The organism is Pseudoalteromonas sp. TB51 (assembly GCF_000498055.1).
GTDB lineage: Bacteria > Pseudomonadota > Gammaproteobacteria > Enterobacterales > Alteromonadaceae > Pseudoalteromonas > Pseudoalteromonas atlantica.
The window spans coordinates 1-17,940 of record NZ_AUTO01000073.1; the positions used below are offsets into that span (position 1 = coordinate 1).

Here is a 17,940-nt window from a genome sequence, read left to right on the forward strand (position 1 = left end):
CCCGCCTCTTCAAAGGCTTCGGCGTAAAGTTCAATCGCAGCATGTGCTGTATAGGCGCCAGCACAACCACATGCAGCTTCCTTTTTATCTTTATAATGTGGTGCTGAGTCAGTCCCTAAAAAGAACTTTTTATTTCCGCTTATAGCTGCCGCCATTAACGCTTGTTGGTGAATATTGCGCTTTAAAATAGGTAAACAGTAATAATGCGGACGTATGCCACCAGCTAACATGTGATTACGGTTGTACAATAAGTGATGCGCGGTAATAGTTGCCGCCACATTTTGCGGCGCGGCTGTTACAAAATCAACGGCGTCTTTTGTCGTAATGTGTTCTAGCACTATTTTCAGCTTTGGAAAATCCGCTACAACATCGCCTAAAATCGTCTCTAAAAATACTTTTTCACGGTCAAAAATATCTATTGATGAATCAGTCACTTCACCATGCACTAATAACAGCATACCCACGTCTTGCATCGCTTCTAGAACAGGGTAAATATTCTTTACTGATGTAACCCCAGAGTCTGAGTTAGTGGTTGCTCCAGCTGGGTAAAGCTTGGCAGCAACAATTTTACCCGTTGCTTTGGCTTTTTTAATTTCTTCAGGTGTGGTTTTATCTGTTAGGTAAAGCACCATTAAGGGTTCAAAGTTGCCCTGCGGCCCCGCTGCCATAATNGCGGTACAAGGTTTGGCATTATGATGGCGCGGCCCATGTAGCGGCTAATATCGCGTACTGTATCTTTAAGTTGCTCACCATCACGTAAATGGACATGCCAATCATCAGGACGAGTTATGGTTAATGTGTTTTTTGAATCGGTATTAATGCTCATTACTTTTTTCCACGGCTGAATTTATCCGATCATAGGCATATGGAAAGATCTAGTAAAGTGTTATCTAAACTATTCCCCTTTATGAGTGCTGCAAAATACTATTGGGTTTAAGTTTAACGACGAATACACTCGTTTAAGCGTTTTATTTTGAACATGCTTCAAATTTGGGTTAACTTATCGGTGCTAATACAAATAAAAAGAATAAAATTACCCTATGTCGAATCATATCGATACCTATAAAGCGCTCGAAGTTAAAACTGAACAACTGAGCATAATAAATCAGTTTTCCTCAAGCTTATTACAACTCGATACCCTAGAAGAGTTATTTGAGTATGTAACCACTCAAGTAGTAAACCGCCTAGGGTTTGTTGATTGTGTTATTTACCTGGCTGATGAAACACGTTTACAGCTAAATCAAGTCGCTTCTATGGGCATAACCCACGCCAGAGACGAATACCAAGCAGAGCGCAAAGTTATTGGCTTTAACGAAGGTATAACCGGTTATGTTGCCCGCACAGGCACAGCTATTATTATTGGCGATGTAACACAAGACCCTCGCTACATTGCTGATGAACGCCCTGCTCAATCAGAGTTGTGCGTACCACTTATATACAAGGATCATGTTTTAGGGGTTATTGATTGTGAACATCCAATAAAAAATTACTTCACAAACGCCCACCTAGAAATATTAACCACGGTTGCGCACTTATTAAGTGCTAAGCTAAACCAAGTAAACACGGTCAATAGCTTAAAGCACACAGTAAAACAGTTAAATGATGCGCAAAAGCTTGAAAACAGCTTACTGCAAATAGCTAACTTAACCTATAAAGCCAGTAACCTAGATACCTTTTTTGAATCTCTTCACAGCATAATAAATAGCTTACTTCCTGCAGATAACTTTTTTATTGCCCTTTACGATAAGCAAGTAGACATACTCGATTTGGTTTACATCGTTGAAGAAGGCATTCAAACGCACGCCCACAAAAAAATATCAAAAGAGCAATTAAAAGACACGGCTTCGTATTACTTACTAAAATCAGACCGTGTACTGCTATTAAATCAAAACGATTATCAGCAACATATAAATAACGGCGACTTTAAACTTGTTGGCCGTCTTTCTGAATCCTGGCTAGGTGTGCCTTTTAAAGCAAATGATAGAATAAGCGGTGTAATTGTTGTTCAAAGTTACGATAAAAAGCTGCATTATAGTGAACACGACAGCGCCCTTTTAACCTACGTAAGTAGGCAAATTAGTATGGCCATAGATAGGCAGCTTGCAAGGCAAGAGCTTGAACACAAAGCATTGCATGATGAGCTAACAGGCCTCGCTAATCGCTCGTTACTTATTGAGCGTATTAAACATGCAATTTTGCGTTTATCGCGTGTTAAAAAAGGCACGAGCCATGCCTTGCTTTATTTAGATTTTGATCGATTTAAAAGTATCAATGATTCGCTTGGCCATGAGGTTGGCGATCACTTTTTAATTAAAATTTGTGAGCTAATAAAAGGCACCGTCAGAAACACCGATACGTTTGCACGCCTTGGTGGCGACGAATTTGCTATTTTTATGGAAAACATCACACACCGAAACCAGGTTAGCGAAGCGCTAAAACGAATAAACACAGCCCTTGCTAAGCCACTTAATGTGGATAGTCATTTATTGCAAGCATCAACCAGTATTGGCATCGCCTTTAGTGAAAGCAGCGACGATAAAGCCTATTTGTTATTACAACAAGCCGATGCCGCCATGTACGAAGCTAAATCAAGCGGGCGTGGCCAAGTTAAGTTTTTTAATAACACCATGCGTAAAAAGCTCAAAACTCATGCCGATATAGAAAACGACTTACAACACGGCATTGAACACAACGAATTTGAGCTTTATTTCCAACCTATTTTTACTATAGCGACAAGCGAAGTTGTCGGCTTTGAGGCATTAGTGAGATGGCACCATCCTAAAAAAGGGTTTGTGCCACCAAATGAGTTTATTCCGATAGCCGAAACCACCGGGCAAATTATTAACCTCGATTTGCACTTGCTTGACCTTGCTGCACAACATATTGCGCACTGGCATACATTAGGGCATCGCTTTTTAAAAGTAACGGTCAATGTGTCATCGCGTCATTTTGCCAGCCTCGACTTTGTTGCCCAAGTTCACGCATTATATAATAAATACCAACTGCCTTTAGGGTCGTTGTGTTTAGAAATCACTGAATCAGGGCTTATTGCTAACCTTGATTTAGCAACCCAAATAATAGAAGGGCTTGCCCCACTTAAAGTGAAGTTATGCTTGGATGACTTTGGTACTGGATACTCAGCACTTGGTTACTTACACCAATTACCTATTCATATTTTAAAAATAGATAAAAGCTTTATCGATCACCTCAACAAAACCAATAACCCGTTAGTAGAGGCCATTCTCTCATTAGCACAATCACTAAACTTTGAAGTTGTGGCTGAGGGAATCGAAACCCAAGAGCAACTAAATATTTTACAAGCCACTCAATGTAATTACGGGCAAGGCTTTTTAAAGTCAAAGCCAGTTACAGCACAACACGCCATTAAGCTTATCCACAAACCCCTGTAGTAGCTGTTATCCAAAGGCTTACTTTTTCACAACCAAAAAGGTGTAAAAAGTAAGCCTCGTAATACCCTTTCGTTTATTTAAGCGCTCAGTTTTAAAGCAATAAAAACATATCATTACTGTTTAAGCTTTAGCCCATTAAAAACATACCTGTGATTGCGCGTTGTGATAATTACTTACCCCTCTTAAAAACCAATGCCATTTATTGAGCTGCCCTGCCCATAACGCGCTTTACAAAGCCGCTGTATAACCCAACAAAACAACTTGAGCTAAACTCATGCCAAACTCATCAAACCAGTAGCAACCAAAGTACCCACATTAGTTAATTTAACTTTAAGGGGTTATTTTAGTAATTAATAGATTATTTTAGCCATCTAGACGTTGAAACGTTTTTTGTAAAGGCGTAGTATGTAGTCAATCTGAGCCAAACTCACTTTTCCCTTGAGAATTATTAAAGATGATTGATATAAAACACCTTAAAACTATTGCGACATTAAAAGACACCGGATCGTTAGTTAATACAGCCCGCGAATTATTTTTAACGCAATCAGCTTTATCTCATCAAATTAAAGACTTAGAAAACAAATTAGACTGCCAATTATTTGAAAGAAAAACGCAACCTGTGCGCTTTACGCCACAAGGAATGCTATTACTCGAACTTGCCAACGAAGTTTTACCTAAAGTAGAAGCTACCAAGTGCCGTTTAAAAGAAAGCCTTAATCAACCTATTTCCCAACTGCGCTTAAGTGTTGAATGCCATGCGTGTTTTCATTGGCTGCTGCCTACTATTAAAGAATTTAATAATTTTTGGCCAGATATTAAAATTGACTACGAACGCGGCTTTAGCTACGACGCTATACCAGATTTACTCAACGATGAGCTCGACTTAGTATTGACCTCAGATATACGCGATCCTGATAAACTTGAATACGCTCACTTATTTGATTTTAAATTAAAGCTTATCGTCGCCCCTGATCACGACCTAGCTAAAAAAGCATATGTAACGGCGCTTGATTTAAAAAACGAAACCATTATTTCGTATCCTATTCCGCGCGAGCGACAAGATATATTTAAACACTTTATTCAAAATGCCCGCTTTGACGGCACCTTAAAAAATGTAGACCAAGGCTTATTAATTTTTCAGCTAGTGAGTGCAGGAATGGGTGTAGCAGCGCTGCCTGATTGGTTGGTAACACCTTACGAAAGCCAAGGTTTAATTAAATCTATCCCGCTTGGTGCACTAGGGCTAACCCGCCCTATGTACCTAGCAATGAAAAAAGACATGAAAGACAACCCCGTTTATCGCCATTTTTTAAATACCTGTAAGCAAAATAACGGTCGATAAATCACAAACGAATAAGTAACATAAGGCCTATTGTGTTTTATGTTGCTTGTTATGTTTGAATTAAAAAAATTATTAGGTGGCTTAATTATGCCGCTACCGCTATTTGGTTTACTTGCGTTTGTAATGCTAGTTTTGGCGTTTCGTGCACGTAGGTCTGCTTTAGTGATCGCAAGCTTAAGTATATTGGCGCTTTTAGTGTTAAGTACGCCGTTTGCTGCGCATCAACTGATTAAAAACAATGAGCCCGTGTCATTGGCCTTTAATGCACTAAAACACCCAACCCTTGATAAAATTGTTGTGCTGGGTTGCGACATAAACCCTAACCCCGCTTTAAGCGCTAATAATCAGCTAGGAAATTGTGCGCTTACTCGCTTGGTAGAAGGGGTTAAGCTTGCAAAAAAATACCCTAATGCAACGCTTATCGTATCTGGCGGTGGCTATAATAAAGTAACAAATAGCGCGTTAATGAGCCAAACAGCTATAAATTTAGGGGTGAGTAAAAACCGCATAAAACAAAACCCACAGGCAATGGATACAGCCGCAGAAGCCAAACTCCTCGCGCCTAAGCTCGTTGATTTTAAGGTTGCACTGGTTACGTCTGTGCTACATATGCCGCGCTCAATAAACTTGTTTAATGCCCAAGGCATTGAGGTAATTCCTGCCGCTACGGATTATCACAATTTTGCGGCTTTACCTTTGTATAAACAATTTATACCAAATGCTGAGGTATTACGTGTAGTAACACAATATGCCCATGAAGTGATTGGGAATGCTTGGATAAGTATGCGCCGCTGGATAAACCCAGAGGCGCTGTAGAGTATATATAAATTTATACTGGGTTATCTATATCTATAAAGCTCACATCAAAACCATGTTCTTTAGCAAGTAGTTCACCAAGGGCTTTAATTCCGTAACGCTCGGTTGCATGATGCCCTGCTGCAAAAAAGTCTATATTTTGCTCTCGCGAGCTGTGAATAGTTTGCTCTGAGGCTTCACCCGTTAGGTATGCATCAATCCCCTGCTCTGCTGCTAAATCGATATAACCTTGCCCGCCTCCTGTACACAGGGCAACGGTGTTAATTTTTTCATCGCGTACAACACTACTTAAAGGTTCGCGGTTTAAAACTTTGGCTATTTTATTTGCAAACTCGCTACCTGTGAGCGGAGTTTTTAACCGTCCTTTCATAGCAACGCTATTAGTAACGGGTTCAAGCCCTGTCTCTATTTCAATATCGAGTAAATTAGCAAGTTGGGCGTTGTTACCTATAACAGGGTGAATATCAAGCGGTAAATGATAGGCAAATAAATTAATATCGTGCGCTAACAAAGCCCCAATACGGCGTTTTTTCATGCCTGTAATAGGTTGCGATTCACCTTTCCAAAAATAACCATGGTGAACCAAAACAGCATCGGCTTTTTTTTCTATCGCTGCATCAATGAGTGCTTGGCTTGCAGTCACCCCCGTAACAATCGTTCTGATTTCATTTTTACCTTCGACTTGCAGCCCGTTAGGACAAAAATCTTTAATTGTGTGAGGCTTTAAAATGTCGTTTAACAGTTGATTAAATTCTCTACGTTGCATACTTATTACCTTACTCAGCACTGAATTTAGTGCAAATTTTGGCGTTTATGGGGCTAAAATGGAAGGAAAATCGCAAAAAATTGAAAAACAGTTGGAAAATAGGTATAAATACGGCTTCTTTATCTGTGTTCACAACGTATAGGGTCTCTGATGAGCAAACTAGACAAAACAGAAGTTTTATCTGCCTTTGAAGCTGCATATGCAGCTGCCAATGGTAAAAAACCTGAAATTACTACAAAACCTGGCTGGTACAGCATCGATGGTGGCAAAAACTTACGCCTAGCTGATGTAGCAGAGCTAACGAAAGAACTAAGCTCTGGCAAATCGCCTGCACAAGCTGAGCAAAAAGCGCCTGCGAAAAAAACTAAAACTAAAGCTGCTGCGCCTGTTAAAGCACAAAAAACAGCGCCGTTTACTGTTGTAACACAAAGCGAAGACGGCTACACAGCTGAAGAGCTTTGGATTGTTGAGCTTGCAAGTAAAGATCACGACTGTCGCTTACCACGCGGTGTTGTTTAAACAACATGTGATTAATAAAAAAGCCGCGTTAAGCGGTTTTTTTGTGCCTGTTTATCACCTTCTATCAGTTCGCTTTATTAAATAATTTATTTTGAGCTAAAAAAAGCGGCTAATAGCCGCTTTTTAAACGTGTATTACAATTATAGCTTTTCAAAATAAAGTGGTTTTCGCTGCTTTTTACCCACTTCGTTCATTGTGCTTGCATCAAATAAACGCCCATTGATCATGGTGTAATCGACCTTATCTGAATCGCGAATATTTTTCAGCGGATCGCCATCAATAACAATTAAATCGGCAAGCTTACCTACTTCTAGCGAGCCTATATTTTTATCAAGCCCCAAGTATTTAGCAGGGTCAAGCGTAGAGGCTCTAATTGCTTCAAGTGAACTCATACCGCCTTGAGCAAACATCCACATTTCCCAATGTGCACCTAAGCCCTCGCGTTGTCCGTGAGCACCTAAATTTACCAGTACACCTAAATCTTGCAGCTCTTTAGCAACGCGGGCGTTATTAAAGTGGTTATAGTGATGATCGGGCGCTTTTACTCGGCGCATAGCACGTGGCAACAGCTGATTTTTAGGCACAAACTTACTTAAACGCGGGTGATTCCACACGTCCGTTTTATCGTACCAGTAGTTTTCTCCCCAAATTCCGCCATAGGCGACAACAAGCGTTGGGGTATAACCAACATCACTTTGCGACCATAATTGTTTTATATCATCGTAAATATGCTCAACCGGAATTGAGTGTTCAATGCCCGTATGCCCATCAACAACCATACTTAAGTTATGTTGTAGCAATGAGCCGCCCTCTGGCACAACCATCATCTCAAGCTCACGCCCTGCTTCAATAACTTGTTGGCGCTGCTCACGGCGTGGCTGGTTATACGATTTAACACTAAACGCCCCAACCTTTTTAAGACGCTCTAAATGAAATTTAGCATCATCTAGCGAATCAATATGCGAGGTGTAACCAGGCATATTTGCTCCATATAAAATGGTGCCGGTAGAAAAAATACGTGGCCCGACAATCATGCCGGCTTTTTGCATTTCACTGGCGGTAAATATTTCAGAGGTATCGTTTGATGGATCATGAATTGTTGTGACACCTAACGCTAAACCAGCATAGTTTTTCCAGTTTTGCTGAGGAATAATTTCATCGCTGGCTTGTGAGCCATGGGCATGCGCATCAACAATCCCAGGCATAATTGTTTTACCTGTTACATCGATAATTTCAGCCCCTTTGGGGATCGTTACCTCATCAGCAGTACCAATCGCTTTTATGCGTTTACCGTCTGTGATAATGACACCATTTTCAATGACTTGCTCACCCTTCATGGTAATAATGTTGGCGCCCTTTAGCGCAATCATGCCCTTTGGTGCAGCCATTTTTTTACTAAAGCTAATATTCTCACCGCTTTTTACTTTAAAGTCGGCATCATCGGCTTTATCAATAGCAAACATACCATCAAGGCTTGCATGGTATAGCTCGGGCCCTAAACTCCAGTAGAGTGTGTTACTTTGAGCACTCCAACTTATATTTTCACCCGCACGCACAGACAACTGCTCAATAGGAAACTGGTTATCTTTAGGGCTTATTGTGATAGGTGAGCCGCTTTCTACCAGCGGGGTAACAAATACTTTAAAGCGCTCAGCAAACGCTAAGTATTTACCATCTGGTGAGACTCGAAATTCAGTCGCATGCTCTGATTCGTAAAGTTTACGAACGTTTTTAGTTTCAAGCTCCACAACACTTAAGGTAGGCTTAGGCCAAGGGCTCATGATAAATACACGGTCATTGGCGCTGCCAAATTGAGGTTGATAACCACTTTTAGAAATAAGCTCGCTCTCTCCCCCTTTTGCGCTTACTTTATAAATACCTGGGTTGAGTGACCACTTAGGATTTAAAATACTTCCGCCGGTGGCTTTACGATAAACGATTGTTTTGCCGTCAGGACTAAAAGTAGGCTCAACGTATTTACCCGGCTCGCGGGTTATCGCCTCGCCGCGCCCGCTTCGGGCAGAGACAACGCGTACAGTGCCTTGCTTAGTATCACTCCAGGTGGTGTAAACAATCTTTTTCCCATCGCGGGAGTACTGCGGGAACAGCTCATAATGATCAGTTTGTTTGGTTAAGCGCTTAATTTTACCAGAGTCTAAATCGCGTTTATAAATATAACCTAATGCTTCAAAAATCGCGGTTTCACCATCGGGGCTAACCTGCACGTTGCGCAACATTTTTACATCAAACTCATCGGTATCTAAATTTTGAGTAAAGCGTACCGCGGTTTGTATTTTTTTACTGGTGTTTACTTTAAAGGGAACACGCGCAACAGCTTTATCATCAACAGCAATTTTATGTATTGAACCTGAAGCCCAAAACACCAGTTCTTCGTTATCTGGGGTCCACGCAATGGTCGGATACACACCATGAATAGCCCAGGTTTCTTGCATATCGCGTTCAAGCTTGTCATAAAGCTTGGTGTGCTCGCCACTGGTTAGGTCGTATAAGTACAAGCTTGTTTGAAAGTCATCACGTCTTATATAGGCAAGCTTTTTACCATCAGGTGAAGGTGTGGGTCTTATCGCACCGCCCATGCCTTGTATTATGGTTTCTATTTCGCCTGTTTCTCTATCGTAGCGCTTAATTTTATAAATACCGGCAACAGAATCTTTAGAGTAGTGAAAAGTTTTACCTGGCGTCGCGTCATGAGAAAAATAAACATAGCGCCCATCTGGTGAGAACATTGGCTCACCTAAGTCTTTTTGGTCGTTCTCACGTTTAGTAAGCTGAACACCTTTACCACCCGCTTTGTGGTAAAGCCACACTTCTCCAGCCCCTAGTGAGCGACTAGCGGTAAAGTGCTTGCGTGCGACAAGGTAATCGCCATCAGGGCTCCATGCGGGGCTATTTAAAAGTCTAAAGGTTTCGTCAGTCACAGCGTGTTGATTGCTACCATCAACATCCATAACCCAAATATTATCACCACCGCCTTGATCTGAGGTAAACGCAATGTGTTTACCATCGGGGCTAAAGCGAGGCTGCATTTGCCAAGCAATATCAGAGGTGAGTTTAGTTGCTTCACCTCCGCTTATAGGCATAGTGTAAATGTCGCCAAGTAAGTCAAACACTAGCGTGTTGCCATCAGGACTAACATCAATGTTCATCCATGTGCCTTGCTCTGTGCTAATGGTTGCATCTACAAACTCGCCTTTTGGTGAATCTACCTGCCACTTTTCTTGCTCTTCGTTTGCGTGCGGCTGACCTATTGCAAGGGCGACTGATAAAGCCAGTGCAGTGTGAAGCATTTTTTTCATGCATTTCTCGCTTGTTATTATTGCAGTTAAACTCTCTAACACGATTGCAACAAAAACAGCGCTAACTTGCCAGCGTTATCAGACCAAGTACCAAAAATTAATGCCAAACTATGGGGTCAAATTGGTAGTAATCCACCAGCATTCTATAAATTTCAGGGTCGTGTTGCCTAAGCTGCGCTGGCTTTTCTAAAAAGGTCTCTGTGAGTACTGCAAAAAACTCAGCCTCGTTGGTGGCCCCATAACTATGAATAACGTGAGGCATGTTATAAGCAACATGACTTTTTAACTGCACAAAGGCACGGCTAAACACTCGAGCCCATTCTTTATAAGCATTGGGGGTTTTTAATAATGGAGTGCCAGTGGTTTTTCCGGTTTCTTGGTCTAACTGGTGGGCAAATTCATGAAACACTAAATTATGGCCGTCACTTGGTAAACGGTTGCCTTCAAGTACATCGTGCCAACTTAGCACTAACGTGCCACCAGGCCACGACTCACCTAAGCGTACCGCGTTGTGGTAACTAACCAGCCCAGCACTATCTCGTGTAGATTGCGGCGCATAATACGCACTGGGGTAGAGTAAAATTTCTTTCACGTTTTTATAAAGTGGCCACGGTTTATTAAGCACTAACACACAGGCATCGGCAGCAACTATCAGCTTCATGGCGGGGGTTAGCTTTAGTCCGTCTCGGCCTAAAAAGCGCTTTTCATTTAAAAACCATATTATGTGGCGCTCAAGCTTGGCTCTGTCGTTATCCGTCATCTTTTTATAGATAGGCATGCAACGAAGGAGTATTTCTTTTTGTTGAGAGTTTAAAACAGCGTTTTTATATTTTTTATTCCAAAGCCAGTTTTGTAGTGCCTGCCAGCGCCAATAAATTACAACAAAAATAGCCAAAGCAAAAATGAGTAGCCCGTTTATCATGGGGACATCCAAAATAAGTTAGTCTCTTATTAATATGTGCGCATGCACTCATTTTCAATCAGATAATTTCTGTGCAATTTCGTCCGCTATTTTTAGCTTTGTATAATGCTTGATCTGCCCGCGATAAAAGGCGGTCGTAATCACCGACGTTGGTTGAGTCAGACAAACCAAAACTGGCTGTTACACTTAACCCCTCACCAATGGCCGAAAAGTCATGCTGTGCAATGCTCTCGCGCAGTGCTTCGCATATGATTTTTGCTTCGCCGGCGGTTTTATCTGCAAAAACAATTGTAAACTCTTCACCGCCCCAGCGTGCTATATGCTGGTTTTCTTGGCAGCCATTTTTAAGCAGCTCTGCAATAGTACAAATCACTTTGTCGCCAATAATATGCGACCAGTTATCGTTAATCCGCTTAAAGTGATCAATATCCAGTATAGCTATGGCTAACGGCCGGTTTTGCTGTTTGTAAGTGGCAAAGTTATGGGCAAGCCAGCTATCAAAAGCACGCCTGTTAGGCATGTCGGTAAGTTGGTCGTGCGTTGCTTGGTATGCAAACGCATTGGCTTGCGTTTGTAGGTCTTGGGTTTGTTTTTCTACGCGATTAGTCAACTCTATTTCTATTTTTTTGTAGTGGTATAAACGGTATTTGTATATAGCAAAAATAACCATTAAAAATAATACAAATACTGCAAACTTAAATTGCGGTTTTTGCCAAAAAAATGACTGAATTACAATATTTACAGCTTGCTGATTATCTTGCCACTGTGCGTTAGGGTAACTTGCTCGTACCATAAAGGTATATTCCCCAGGCGGTAAGTTAGTGTACTCAGCACCGGTCATATGTTGGCGATTAACCCATTTATCGTTAAAGCCCTTTAATTGGGTTTGAAAATTTAATCGCTGCGGCATAATAAAGCTCAGCCCTGCATAATGAAACGATAAACGAGAAACCCCCGGAGGCAAAAATACCGACTCCCCTTCAAGCGGAAGCGCAATAGGCTTACCATCTACAAAAATATTTTCAATAATGGTCGGCAGCGCAATTTGCGTTGATGCTTGTAAGCGCGCTGGTTTTACGGTACTCACCCCCTTTGCGGTTGCAAACCAAATACTCCCATCGTTGTGCGTTACAGCCGAAGGGGTTGAACCTCCATTAGCCTGTGCACTTAACATACCATCGCCTTCATCATACAGTTGATAGTTGAGCACGGGTGCTTTAGCGCTCGCGGGAGCGTCGAGGATTTGCTGTATATGATTTTTATCGATTTGAATAATCCCGCGGTTGCTCGAGAGCCAAAATGAGCCATTGTGCGGCACCACTTGAAATAGTTTATCGATAGGTAAACCTTGCTCTAAGCCAAGCATGGCCATTTTTCCGCTTGTTAGCTCATAGCGCACTAAGCCCCTATCTGTGGCCATCCAAGTATAGATATCATCAATATAAAACCCAAACGCATATTGCGCAGAAAACTCACGGGGGAATTCAACCGTTGTAAATTGCTCACTAACAATATCAAATACCACCACCCCATTGCCGGTACCTGCCCAAATATTGCCCGCGTTATCTTCACTAAGTGCAAGTACAAACCCACTTGGTAAGTCTTTTTTATTTGTAAATTGATTTAAGCTGCCATCTTCATTAATGCGCGTAAGCCCCATGGCAGAGCCTATCCACAAACGGTTTTTAGAATCAAATAATAAAGCCCTTACTTCGTTACTTCCAAGGCCAGTGCTACGATTAATAAACGGCGTAAAGGTATTATTAACTACTTTTAAAACACCTGAGGTATACGTACCTGCCCACACGCTACCATCGGGTGCTTCGTGTAAACTGAGCACAGAATAAGGACTGCTTTGTTTAGAGCCTGAAACCAAGGTAGCGCGATTATTTTTTATTATATTTAAGCCAGAGCTTCCCCCCACCCATAAACTGCCATCGGAGTGAGAAAGCACTGTGCGGGTATAATCCCCCGCTAAACCTCTTTTTTGGGTCCACGATGAAAACGGCGACTCACGCAGGCGAAACAATCCGGCGTTTGTGCCAATCCAAATACTGTTTTCTCTATCTTGTAACAAAGATAAAATACGGTTGGCGGGTAATCCGTTATTGGCATCTAACTGCTCTACGCCATCAGGCGATAACCTAAACACCCCTTTATTAATTGTGCCAAACCATAAGTCTCCATGGTTATCCTCTAATAAGCTAGAAATAGATTCATTGCTAAGCTTTTCATGTATAGGCTGAAACTGCGCATTGGTTTTTATCCACGCGCCTTTTTCGCTTCCCACAATAAGCGAGCCACCACGGGTAATTAATAAGTTATATACAGGTGCATTTGGTAAACCAAAGTGTGGCGTCATTAAGGTCGGTATTTTGTTGTGTATTTTATAAAGGCCTGCACTGGTTGCTGCCCAAATAACCCCATCGTGATCTTCTATAACCCGATAAGCACTCACATTTTTAATAATTGCAAGGTCGGTATCGCTGTTATGTTCACGATAAAACACGCCGTCGTTTTCAAGAGCTAACCATAGGCTTTGATCAGCACTTTCAATTAAATGATTAACCATGGTTGATGCTGAGCGCTTGGTATCCCACTGCCTATGTTGATATAAGCTAATTCCTCCGCGCGACCCCGCTATGTATAACCCACCACTATTTGTGGGAGTGAGTGCCCTTAAACCCGAGTCGGGTAAGTTATTAATATGAGCACGGGTTAATATTGTAAACTCTTGGCCATTAAAACGTGCCAAACCTTCCCATGTAGCAACCCATAAGTAGCCATCTTGGGTTTGCGTAACGCTATTAATACTGTTGTGTGGCAATCCAGAGCGGGTATTCCATGTTTCAGAAAAATAATCACTTAACGGTAAACGGGTTTGCTCTTGGGCTTCACATAAAAACATGACGAAAAAAGAACATATAATGCTTAATTGTCTCATCATCAACTGCCTTAGTTATTCTTTTACTTGTGTGTAAGCGCTTTATCGTTATTTAAAAGGAGTAGGAAAGAATTTACTTGGCACTGGGCACACCAAAATTGTGCGCTCCAACAAAGCGTTAAAATCCCTATACGCATTGGGTGAATACACTAGGGTTTGTTTAAGCGCTAAAAGCGCGTTAATTAAAACTAAACAATAGCGTAAACAACTAATAATACGTGCTAAAAAGCACCTTAAATAAGTCGCTAAAACTTAATGTCGTAAACGTATCAGCTAATCGTTACAAATTAACTTATATCGCCTATCTAACTAAAAATACTACCATAGCAAATAAATACATTGCATTAACTAAATTCAATTAATCTTTACAAAAGTCGTCAATATTGTTTTGTAAAACGTTTATAAACGCTGCGACGTGTAAACCGTCCATTAGCGAATGATGCACATCAATCGAAAACGGCATCAGGCCCGTGGTTTTATCGTAATGACCAAACACAAATTTAGGAATACCTAAACTTTTTCCTTCACTAAAGGCATGCGAAAAACTACTAAAATTAAGCCAAGGTAAAACCGATATATGTATCAAATCGGCCTGCCCTTCGGTTTGATTAAACGCCTGAGAAAATAACGGTTGAGATTTAGCATTGGCGCTTATAGCTGTGGCGTGCTGAGCAAATTCTTCAAGGCAAGGCGAATAATTAAAGTAACTAAATATAAACGAATCATCGCTAGCAAGCTCGACCACACTGGCTCTTACTTGCTTTAAGCGCCATGGACGCTCATTAATAATTCTTAGCATAATCGGGTTATAAGCGTGGCAAGCTTTTAATGTGGCATGCACATATGCTTGAAAAAAAGACAGTTTCTTTTGTTTACAATATTCAAATAAAGGCTTGGCGTTAAGTGTTACGCACACATTAAAATATGGCTGGGTAAAGTTTTTAAATAATTCGAAGTGTTGTTGGCGAGGCCATGTATCAAGGTCGATGGGCTCCATTAAGGCGTTTGTATCAGTCATAATATCCATAAGCTTGTTGTTAACGATTAGGCCGCATTGCCTTAAGAGTCTTGGCCACAAAAAATTACCACGCCATAGAGTATAAACAAAAAAGGCGTACCACTGTACGCCTTAGTTTAAATAAACGGGGTAAATTTACAGGCCGTTTTGAATTATCTCTTGCGCTAACTCATCGGCAATCAAATGCGTTGATTTTTGCTCTTTTTCACTACGGGTGAATATTTCGGTTAAGGTATCAAAAATACCTTCAACATGTTTATTAGACGCCGCCTCACTGTAGCCTTGTGGTGCAGTTTCGTAATACACATTAATAATGCCACCAGCGTTAATAACGTAATCGGGTGCATACAATATACCTTTTTCACGAAGTACTTCACCGTGACGAGACTGCGCTAGCTGATTATTAGCACACCCAGCAATAATAGTTGCCTTAATACGTGCAATGGTTTCATCATTAATGGTGGCACCTAATGCACAAGGTGCGTATACATCAACATCAAGGTCGTAAATTTCATCAATACCCACCGCCGTAGCACCAAAGTCATTTACAACCCGCTCTACAGCATCTTGATTGATATCTGTTACAAATAATTTTGCACCAGCTTGCGCTAAATGCTTACATAAACCATAGGCGACTGCACCTAAACCTTGTACAGCCACTTTAATGCCCGCAAAATCTTGATGCCCACGTTGGTGCTGTAATGCCGCTTTAATTCCTAAAAACGTACCGTAAGCTGTAAAAGGTGACGGGTTACCGCTTTTCCCTTCCAAGCCCAGCACATAATTCGTTTCTTTATTCATTAAAGCAACGTCATCACATGTAATGTTTACATCTTCGGCAGAATAGTAACGGCCATTTAATCGCTCTAATTGACGACCAAAAGCTCGAAATAACTGCTCTGATTTAATCTCTTTTGCATTGCCAATAATAACCGATTTACCACCACCAAACGGTAGGCGAGCAACCGCATTTTTATAGGTCATCCCTTTAGAGAGACGTAAAACATCGTAAACGGCATCTTCATCGTTGGCATAGTCCCACATTCTACAACCACCAACAGCAGGGCCAAGGTTAGTATTATGTACGGCAATAATTGCTTTTAAACCTGACGCTTCGTCAGAACAAAAAACCACTTGTTCGTGGTTATCAAATTCAGCTTGATTAAACACAGCCACTGTAATTACTCCAAAATAGTTTACCCGTGAGAGGGATGAGCGCTGGAAATTGACGAAACTTTACCACTTCATTTTTAAGGGTGCCACATAATGAGAAGTTAAACCCGTAAAAAGCGAGCCTTGTGAATTAATAAATCTAAATAACAATAAAGTATGGATATAAAATTCAACAAAAGGCACATAAATTAAATTTAAAGCTAACAACACCGTTAAAAAGCGCTTTCACATTTACGTGAACGTAAAGGTAACGCCAAGTGTAAACCTTGTATTACACAACTCCCCTCCCAGCAAAGTCGCACAGTGTATAGGTTTATGAAGAAAAAAGCAGATTTACCACAACTGGTCTGAGGTGTTTATTTGAAGGGGCAATGTGCGCTTTTTTAATATTTCATAAAACAAACACAAAAAAAGCGAGCCTAAGCTCGCTTTTTTATTAGATTACATTGTCTTGTCCTGAAATGTGTTTACACATTTAGGACTTATTTTATGAAAACCACTAAAACTAAAGACGTTAAGCGTACTCAGCGAGATTATACATTAGGCTTTAAATTATCTATTGTTGAGCAAGTAGAAAAAGGCGACTTCACCTATAAACAAGCGCAAAGTCATTACGGTATTCAAGGCCGCAGTACCGTTCTGGTATGGCTGCGAAAACATGGTAAATTAGATTGGTCTAAACCAACTTATATAGCCAACATGCCTAAATCGAAAGAAACCCCAGCACAAAAAATTAAACGTTTAGAGCGCGAGATAGAAGAGTTACGCCTAAAGGATTTAATCAAAGATGAAATGATTAATATTATGGATGAAGAATATGGAGCGGGCTTGCGAAAAAAGTACATATCCGAGCTATCACGCGCGCAAAAGAAAACCATCAAATAAAGCTTACTCCGTTATGCCGTGCATATGGCGTAACGCGACAAGGTTACTATCAAGCTATGCGCAGAATAGATGCTCGGAATAAAGAATTGGAGCCAGTCAAAGAATTAGTGATGTACTGGCGGCAATTCATGCCTCGTATTGGTGGGAAGAAACTTTATCTGATGATAAAGCCAGACCTGCAAGAGCGTGGCATTAAACTAGGTCGTGATTGTTTTTTTGATTATTTGAGAGAGCATGACTTTCTTGTAAAACCAAAGAAAAATTACACTAAAACAACAAACAGTAACCATTGGATGCGCAAGCATCCCAATTTACTAAAGGAATACATGCCTACTGCGGCCGAGGAAGTCTTCGTTAGTGACATTACATACGTAAAGTCAGCGCAAGGCGTGCATTACCTATCGTTAGTCACTGATGCTTACAGTCGAAAAATAATGGGTTATGAGCTGAGTGATGAAATGAAAGCAACCGATGTAGTCAGAGCATTAGAAATGACAATTAAGCAACGCGTATATAAACGTGATGCCATTCATCATTCAGATAGAGGTTTACAATATTGCTCTGAAGTATATCAAAATGCGCTATTAAAAGAGGGCATTAGACCATCGATGACCGATGGGTATGACTGTTATCAAAACGCATTAGCAGAGCGTATTAACGGGATATTAAAGCAAGAGTTTTTACTGTATAAATGTCGCAATATGGCAGAGTTAAAACAGCTCGTTGAAGAATCGATATTTATATACAATGAAATGCGACCGCACTTAAGTTTGGATATGAAAACACCAAATCAAGTGCATAAAAAAGACCTGGCGCTTTCGCACCAAG

11 protein-coding genes and 1 pseudogene are annotated in these 17,940 nt (G+C 40.9%); 5 read left to right on the forward strand and 7 right to left on the reverse strand.

The genetic code is table 11. The annotated features are described in order from the left end of the window. A pseudogene (gene pyrC / locus L650_RS0102950) lies at positions 1-826 on the reverse strand (dihydroorotase); the annotation flags it as partial. 214 nt (positions 827-1,040) lie between these two features. Between pyrC and L650_RS0102955 the strand changes: the two are divergent. The 3 genes from L650_RS0102955 (at position 1,041) to L650_RS0102965 (ending at position 5,568) form a co-directional block, all read left to right on the forward strand. Next, the gene (locus L650_RS0102955; RefSeq protein WP_029772132.1) at positions 1,041-3,410 is read left to right on the forward strand and encodes a GGDEF domain-containing protein; all 2,370 of its coding nucleotides are present in this window, start codon (positions 1,041-1,043) and stop codon (positions 3,408-3,410) included. A gap of 454 nt (positions 3,411-3,864) precedes the next feature. Next, positions 3,865-4,752, forward strand: coding sequence for a LysR substrate-binding domain-containing protein (locus L650_RS0102960; RefSeq protein WP_004588141.1), 888 nt, complete (start codon positions 3,865-3,867; stop codon positions 4,750-4,752). Positions 4,753-4,803: 51 nt separating this feature from the next. After that, positions 4,804-5,568, forward strand: coding sequence for a YdcF family protein (locus tag L650_RS0102965; RefSeq protein WP_223230523.1), 765 nt, complete (start codon positions 4,804-4,806; stop codon positions 5,566-5,568). Positions 5,569-5,581: 13 nt separating this feature from the next. Here L650_RS0102965 and L650_RS0102970 read toward each other — a convergent pair whose 3' ends face one another. After that, positions 5,582-6,334, reverse strand: coding sequence for a Nif3-like dinuclear metal center hexameric protein (locus tag L650_RS0102970; RefSeq protein WP_029772134.1), 753 nt, complete (start codon positions 6,332-6,334; stop codon positions 5,582-5,584). 150 nt (positions 6,335-6,484) lie between these two features. Here L650_RS0102970 and L650_RS0102975 point away from each other — a divergent pair, with 150 nt between their 5' ends. Continuing rightward, entirely contained in the window at positions 6,485-6,853 is a 369-nt protein-coding gene (locus L650_RS0102975; protein ID WP_029772135.1) for a hypothetical protein, read from the forward strand. 140 nt (positions 6,854-6,993) lie between these two features. On the opposite strand, the gene L650_RS0102980 is transcribed toward L650_RS0102975, so the two are convergent. From L650_RS0102980 to L650_RS0103000, 5 genes are all read right to left on the reverse strand, one after another. Beyond that, entirely contained in the window at positions 6,994-10,170 is a 3,177-nt protein-coding gene (locus L650_RS0102980; protein ID WP_029772136.1) for an amidohydrolase family protein, read from the reverse strand. A 97-nt stretch (positions 10,171-10,267) separates the two neighbouring features. Then, the gene (locus L650_RS0102985) at positions 10,268-11,092 is read right to left on the reverse strand and encodes a M90 family metallopeptidase (RefSeq protein WP_004588146.1); all 825 of its coding nucleotides are present in this window, start codon (positions 11,090-11,092) and stop codon (positions 10,268-10,270) included. Positions 11,093-11,150: 58 nt separating this feature from the next. Then, the gene (locus tag L650_RS0102990) at positions 11,151-14,039 is read right to left on the reverse strand and encodes a two-component regulator propeller domain-containing protein (protein WP_317450477.1); all 2,889 of its coding nucleotides are present in this window, start codon (positions 14,037-14,039) and stop codon (positions 11,151-11,153) included. 355 nt (positions 14,040-14,394) lie between these two features. Further along, on the reverse strand, positions 14,395-15,033 hold the full coding sequence (locus L650_RS0102995; protein WP_029772138.1) for a CatA-like O-acetyltransferase: 639 nt from the start codon (positions 15,031-15,033) through the stop codon (positions 14,395-14,397). A gap of 156 nt (positions 15,034-15,189) precedes the next feature. Then, entirely contained in the window at positions 15,190-16,230 is a 1,041-nt protein-coding gene (locus L650_RS0103000; RefSeq protein WP_024033350.1) for a Glu/Leu/Phe/Val family dehydrogenase, read from the reverse strand. A 486-nt stretch (positions 16,231-16,716) separates the two neighbouring features. On the opposite strand from L650_RS0103000, the gene L650_RS23520 reads away from it, so the two are divergent. Next, positions 16,717-17,940 (forward strand): IS3 family transposase gene (locus L650_RS23520; RefSeq protein WP_223230524.1). Its coding sequence is split into 2 segments (ribosomal slippage), with 1,225 coding nucleotides annotated over them: positions 16,717-17,068 and positions 17,068-17,940; the frame shifts between segments, so codons are not numbered across the junction. This gene is flagged as partial in the annotation.